Below are 236 nucleotides of genomic sequence, written 5' to 3' on the forward strand. Positions count from 1 at the left end.
TCGGGGCCACGACGATCGTCTCGACGTCGTCCCGCTGGATCAGGGCAGGGATCTCCCGGCTGAGCGACGGATGCCCGAACACGATCACGCGTTCGACCCTGCCGCCGAAGTCCTCGGCCTGCAGCAGCTCACGGTAAGCGGCCACGAGGTTCGGCCCGAAGCGGGCGTTGCTCGACACCTCGGCGAGCAGCGGCCAGCCGCCGGCCCGGGCGAAGTCCTCTGCCGCACTCCCCGCG

At 71.6% G+C, this 236-nt stretch carries 1 pseudogene; it reads right to left on the reverse strand.

The window, feature by feature from the left end:
* Nucleotides 1–236, reverse strand: a pseudogene (locus QN350_RS19875) (2-succinyl-5-enolpyruvyl-6-hydroxy-3-cyclohexene-1-carboxylate synthase); the annotation flags it as partial.

The organism is Cryobacterium sp. 10I5 (assembly GCF_035019865.1).
Lineage (GTDB): Bacteria > Actinomycetota > Actinomycetes > Actinomycetales > Microbacteriaceae > Cryobacterium > Cryobacterium breve_A.